Source organism: Streptomyces sp. SBT349 (assembly GCF_001083795.1).
Lineage (GTDB): Bacteria > Actinomycetota > Actinomycetes > Streptomycetales > Streptomycetaceae > Streptomyces.
Window position 1 is genome coordinate 1 of record NZ_LAVK01000428.1, and the last position, 5,383, is coordinate 5,383.

At 74.7% G+C, this 5,383-nt stretch carries 4 protein-coding genes and 1 pseudogene; 1 reads left to right on the plus strand and 4 read right to left on the minus strand.

The genetic code is table 11. The annotated features are described in order from the left end of the window. Positions 1-142: 142 nt before the first annotated feature. The 4 genes and pseudogenes from ADY01_RS31950 to ADY01_RS31965 all read right to left on the minus strand — a co-directional run. Positions 143-907 (minus strand): annotated as a pseudogene (locus ADY01_RS31950) (ABC transporter permease); the annotation flags it as partial. Then, entirely contained in the window at positions 904-1,686 is a 783-nt protein-coding gene (modA, locus tag ADY01_RS31955) for a molybdate ABC transporter substrate-binding protein (RefSeq protein ID WP_049580226.1), read from the minus strand. The gene modA and the pseudogene ADY01_RS31950, both read right to left, overlap by 4 nt. Before the next feature lie 13 nt (positions 1,687-1,699). Next, on the minus strand, positions 1,700-2,107 hold the full coding sequence (locus tag ADY01_RS31960; RefSeq protein ID WP_049580227.1) for a TOBE domain-containing protein: 408 nt from the start codon (positions 2,105-2,107) through the stop codon (positions 1,700-1,702). A gap of 108 nt (positions 2,108-2,215) precedes the next feature. Then, positions 2,216-4,915: a lysylphosphatidylglycerol synthase transmembrane domain-containing protein gene (locus ADY01_RS31965; protein ID WP_049580228.1), complete on the minus strand. Its 2,700-nt coding sequence runs from the start codon at positions 4,913-4,915 to the stop codon at positions 2,216-2,218. A 125-nt stretch (positions 4,916-5,040) separates the two neighbouring features. On the opposite strand from ADY01_RS31965, the gene ADY01_RS31970 reads away from it, so the two are divergent. Then, the coding region (locus ADY01_RS31970) for an MGMT family protein (protein WP_049580229.1) at positions 5,041-5,383 on the plus strand (343 nt) is incomplete at its 3' end.

Sequence of the window (5,383 nt, forward strand, 5' to 3'; positions counted from 1 at the left end):
GAGGGGGACGGCCGGTCGGGCTCGGGTCATGGCGGGTGTCCCCTCGTTCGCTCCGACAGGTCCGTCCCGCCATCGTCGGCGGCGGCCCGGCCGGGGCGCACCCCGGGCCGCGTCAACCGGGTGAGGGCCGCCCCGGGCTGAGCCAGCGCCCGCGCAGCGAGATGAGCACGACCGCGGCGACCACGAGCAGGAGCAACGAGACGGCGGTGGCGCCCGCCGGGTCCTCCTGGAGGAGCAGGTAGACCTTCAGCGGCAGCGTCTGGGTGGTGCCCGGCAGGTTCCCCGCGAAGGTGATGGTCGCGCCGAACTCGCCCAGCGCCCGTGCCCAGCAGAGCGCCGCGCCCGCGGCCAGCGCGGGGCCGACCATCGGCAGGGTGACCAGGCGCAGGGTCGTCAGCGGGCCCGCGCCCATGGTGGCGGCGGCCTCCTCGTAGTGCGGTTCGAGCCCCGTCAGCGCTCCTTCGAGGCTGATGACGAGGAAGGGCATCGACACGAAGACGGCCGCGACCACGGCGCCCGAGGTGGAGAACGGCAGGGAGACGCCGAGGGATTCGAGCGGACCGCCCAGCAGGCCGCGGCGCCCGACGCCCTGGAGGAGCGCGACGCCGGCCACGGTCGGCGGCAGGACCATGGGCAGCAGCACGAGGCAGCGCACCAGGGTCTTGCCGCGGAACTCGGTGCGGGCCAGCAGCCACGCCAGCGGCACCCCGAACAGCACCGATATCACCAGCGCCCAGCCGGAGACCAGCAGGGACAGGCGCAGGGACTCGGTGACCGCCGGGTCGGTGAGCCGGTCGCCCAGGTCGGTCCACGGGGCGTCGGCGACGATGCCCAGCAGGGGCGCGAGCAGGAACGCGACCCCGAGCAGGGCGGGAACGGCCAGGGTCAGCGGTGGCCTGTGGGTCATGGGGCGAGGAACCCCGCGTCCGACAGCAGCGCCTGGGCCTCGTCGCCGCCGAGCCAGGCGACGAAGTCCGCGGCCTCCTCGGGGCTGCCCGCGCCGTCCAGGGGGGCGGCCGGGTAGGCGGCCTGCGTGTTCTGCTCGGGCGGGATGGGCACGGCCAGAACGCCGTCCCCGGCGGCGGTGGCGTCGGTGACGTAGACCAGTCCGGCGTCCGCCTCGCCGAGCTGCACCTTGCTGAGGACGGCCCTGACGTTGGGCTCCTCGGAGACCGGGGTGACGGAGACGCCCTCGCGGTCGAGGATCTCGCGGCCGTAGCGGCCCGCGGGCACCTCGGAGGTGGCCAGCACCAGCCGCAGCCCCTCCGCGTCCAGGTCGTCCAGGGCGTCCACGCCCGCGGGGTTGTCCGGCGGGGTGACGATGGTCAGCTCGTTGCGGGCGATGACGCTGCTCTCGCCCGTCTCGCCCTCGACTCCCGCCATGGACTCGGCGTCGGCGGTCACCAGCACGTCGGCGGGCACGCCCTGCCCGACCTGGGCGGCGAGCTCCTGGGAGCCCGCGAAGGAGAAGCGGACGGTGATCCCCGGGTTGGCCTCCTCGTAGGCGGCGCCCGCCTCGGTGAACACGTCCGTCAGGGAGGCGGCGGCCAGCACCGTCAGCGTGGTGCCGCCCTCCCCCGAGCTCCCGCCGTCCCCGCCGTCCGGGCCGCAGGCGGCGGCCAGCGGCAGGAGCAGCAGCGCGGCGGCGGCCCGCCGCAGTGACGCCGGCCTTGTCCTCGTTCCCATGTACCCGTCCTCTTCACCCTCGGTCGATGTGCACGTTGGTGGCCTTCACCCGGGCCACGGCCTCCATGCCGACGGCCAGGCCCAGTTCCTCGACGGCCTCCCGGGTGAGGAGCGAGACCAGCCGGTGCGGGCCCGCCTGGATCTCGACCTGGGCGGCGACGTCGCCGAGCGTGACCGCGGTGACGATGCCGGGAAACGCGTTGCGGGCGGTGGTGTACGGCTCGCCGTGGTCGGCGGAGCCGGCCGGGGGCGTCTCGGCGGCCAGGGCGGCGGCGAACGCGGCGAGATCCCGCCCCTCCACCAGCCGCCTGCCCGTCTCGTCGCGCCGGGTGGGCAGCCGCCCGGCGTCCGCCCAGCGGCGGACGGTGTCGGGGCTGACCCCGAGCAGCCTGGCCGCCCGACCCATGCCGTAGGTCCGCATGTGCGGGACCTTAGGGGCGTACGGCTCGCAGACGCAAGGGTGTTGGGGCCCGCGGGTTCGCGGCCGGGCCTGGGCGCGCCCGCGCGCGGGCGCGCCCCGCGCCCGCCCCTAGAGCGCTTCCTTGCGGCTGAGCTGGGTGAACGCCAGCCAGCCGGGCAGCACCGGCAGCCAGAAGGTCATCAGCCGGAAGAGCACCACCGCGCCCAGGGCCGAGCTGTCCGGGACGCCGAACGCGACGAGCGCGCCGGTGAGGGCGATCTCGATGGCGCCGATGCCGCCGGGGGTCGGGGCGGCGGAGCCCAGGGCGTTGCCCGCGAGGAAGACCACCGCGAGGGTGGGGTAGTGCACGTCCTCGCCGAACGCCCGCAGGCTGGCGTCGAGGCACAGGATGAACGCCAGCGTCATCAGCAGCATCCCGCCTATGCCGGAGAGCAGCTTCTTCGGCTGCTGCACCACGTCCAGCATGCGCGGCACCACGCCGGCGAAGAGGCTGCGGACCCGGTCCAGGATCGCCTTGCGCAGGTTGGGCACCGCGGTCACGATCAGCACGGCGACGGCGACGGTCAGCAGGCCCGCGATGACCGTGCGGGAGGGGGAGAGCGTCGGGGTGCGCTCGGTGCCGGTCAGATAGCCGAACAGCAGCAGCAGCCCGATGTGGGCGGCGGCGCCGAAGAGCTGGGAGGCGCCCACGCTGGCCACCGCGTGCCCGGGGCGCAGGCCCTGGCGTTGCAGATAGCGGGCGTTGAGCGCGGCGCCGCCGATCGCGGCGGGGGCGACCAGTTTCACGAACGAGCCCGCGACCTGGGCCACCACCGTCCGCAGGTACGGCACCTTCTCGGGCACGAAGCCCAGCAGGCTCAGCGCGGCGGCGAAGTACGTCAGCGTCGAGAACCCCGCGGCGACCAGCACCCAGCCCCAGTTGGCGTTCTCCCAGACCCGCTGGAACTCCGGCTGGATCAGCTGGGAGAGCAGGAAGTAGGCGGCGAAGACGGCGGCGATGATGCTGACCAGCGTGCGCGGCCTGATCCGCTCGATGCGGGCCGGCTCTATGGGCGCCTGCGGCCGGATCAGCAGCACCTGCTGACGGATGAGGGAGAGCAGGTCGGGCTCCCTCGCGTTGTCCAGGGCCTCCTCCATCACCCGCTTCTCCGCCTGCTTGGCGGCCTTGACCGTCCTGCGGTCGGCGTCCTCCGGCAGGCTGCCGCGCGCCTCGCGGTAGGTGCGGGCGGCGTCGAGCACCACCTGCCGCTCGCGCTGGGACCGTTCGCGCGACAGCTGCCGCAGCGCCGTCCTGGTGGTGCGGCTCAGCGCGATGGGCTGGAGCAGCGGCAGGCTGGCGGCCACCGCGTCGGGGCCGATCACCGTGACGGCCGCGGCCACGGCCCGTTCCGCGCCGACGCGCAGGCCGAAGGTGGTGAGCAGCTGCGCGACGTCCATCCGCAGCAGCAGGTCGCCCGCGGCGATCTCGCCCGCGCGCAGCTCGGTCAGGTACACCTCGCCGTCCCGGTCGACCAGCAGCGAGCCGCCGTCCAGCCTGCGGTGGGCGATGCGGCGCGACTGGAGGATCGTCAGCTGCCCCCAGGCCGCCTCCATCAGCGCATCGGTGACCTCGTCGTCGGGCAGCGCGTCCAGGTCCCGGCCGCCGATGTGCTCGTAGACGAGCATCACCGCGTCGGGGCCGAGCTCGGAGGTGGCGATCAGCTTGGGGGCGCGCACGCCGGCGGCGCCGGCGGCGTACGCCATCAGCGCCTCCTGTTCGAGCACCTGGCGCAGCGACGGCAGGCTCCGGCGCTGGGTGATGCCGCGCAGCGCGAGCCGCCGCCACAGGCGGTAGAAGAAGCCCCGGGCCTGCTGCGTCCGGTCCATCACGGTCACGTCGAGCGGCGGGCCCGACTCCAGGGTGACCAGGTAGCGGCGGGTCGGCTCCGACCGGTCGCCGCGGTCCTTGCCGTCGCCCTCCTGATCGCCGAGCCGCTCGGCGCGCAGCGCGCTGACCGGCCGGAAGCCGACATGGCGCAGGCCCGCGAGGAGCTGCTGGCCGGTGGCGCGGACGTTGGGCGAGCCGACGGCGTAGAGCGTGCCGTAGGCGATGGTCCAGCCGATGAGGACCGTGACCACGATGGAGAACGGGGTGGTGTACCCCGCGACCAGCATCGAGGTGGCCTCCAGCAGCAGCACCGCCCACATGGCCAGGCGCCAGCGGGGGCGGTGGTTCATGCCGACGGCCGTGGCGTAGGCGATGACGGGCGCCAGGTAGCCGTGGACCGGCTCGGTCAGGACGTCGCCCGGGGCCGTTCTGGTCAGCGCGTTCTGCACGGACTCCGGGGACATCCTCGCCACCCAGAGGCTGAACGAGAGCGACACCCCGTGGGCGAGGACCGCGGCCAGCACGCCGTCGGCGATGCGCAGCCCGTCCCGTTTGACGAGGCGTTCGATGGCGAACGCGACCGGGATGACGAGGACGGCGACGCTGGAGGCGAACCCGGCCAGGTCGATCAGCAGGGACGGCGCCTGCCCGGCGCCCTTGTCGACGTCCTGCTCGATGCCCTCGGTGGTGCCGATCGCGAACGTCGCCAGCGCCACCACCAGGGCGATGCCGGCCAGCCCGATGAGCATCCGCAGCAGGTCGCCGGGGCGGTGCACCCGGGCGGCCAGGATCGGCTCGTCGACCTCAAGACGGTCGGAGCGGGTGGGATCCGCGCGCAGCAGGGCCTCGAACGGCGCCTCCGGGTCCGGGTCCGGCTCCTCCGGTCCCGGCGCCGGGCGCTCGTCCGCTCGCTGTGCCCGCTCTTCTTCGCCCCGTATCACTGGCCGCTTCCCCGGGATTCTCCTCGCGCTGGAACCTCCGACCAGCCCACCCCCGTGCTGGGACGATAGTGGCACGAGAGACGGCCGCGGGTGTCGGGTCCGTGAGATACGGCACGATGGTCGTCATGGCAGACCGCACGGAGAACGGCGTCCACCGGCTGCCCGGGTACGCCGACCGGGTCCTCACCGAGGTCGAACGGATCCCGCCGGGGCGCGTCCTCACCTACGGAGACGTCGCGCGCCTGCTCGGCGAGGGCGGGCCCCGTCAGGTGGGCCGGGTGCTGTCCCACTACGGCGGCGCGGTGCCCTGGTGGCGCGTGGTGCGCGCGGACGGGCGGGTGCTGCCGGGTCACGAGTCGCGCGCGCTGGAGCACTACCGGGCGGAGGGCACCCCGTTGCGCGCCGGCGCGGACCCCGGCGCGACCCCCCGCATCGACATGCGGCGCGCGGTCTGGGACGCGGGCGACG